Genomic DNA, 495 nt, shown 5'->3' on the forward strand with positions numbered 1-495 from the left:
GGGTTGACGGCTCCGCCGACATCAGCCGGTCACCCGGCCCGTCCGCCGGCCCCAGGCCTTCGTCACCGGCAGCGGTTGCGCGCGACAGACCTCGGCGAAGGTATTTCAATAGAAGGGTGAGCACTCTGCGATGGATTGCCGCAGCCGGGCTGACGACGCTGCTGTGCGCCATGGCACCGGGGCCTTCACCGCCCCCGGCCCAGCCTCCGCCCCAGCTCGACGACGCAGAGGTCCAGCGCGCCGTGGACCAGCTCGACGGAGTCGTGCGGGCGGCCATGAAGCGCACGGGGATACCCGGCGTGGCCGTCGCCGTCGTCCACGACGGCAAGGTCATCCACCTCAAGGGCTACGGCGTACGCAAGGCCGGCGAGAAGGCAGCCGTCGACGCCGACACCGTCTTCCAGCTCGCCTCCGTCTCGAAGCCGATCGCCTCCACCGTGGTCTCCGCAGCGGTGGGCGTCGAGGGCTGGAGCGAGCCCGTCGCCCCGAACGTGC

The 495-nt window shown here is 71.3% G+C and carries 1 protein-coding gene; it reads left to right on the forward strand.

Annotation, left to right across the window (positions count from 1 at the left end; genetic code table 11):
* Nucleotides 1-170: 170 nt before the first annotated feature.
* The coding region (locus TN53_RS42195; protein ID WP_234441860.1) for a serine hydrolase domain-containing protein at nt 171-495 on the forward strand (325 nt) is incomplete at its 3' end.

This window comes from Streptomyces sp. WM6386 (genome assembly GCF_000972385.1).
Taxonomy (GTDB): Bacteria; Actinomycetota; Actinomycetes; order Streptomycetales; family Streptomycetaceae; genus Streptomyces.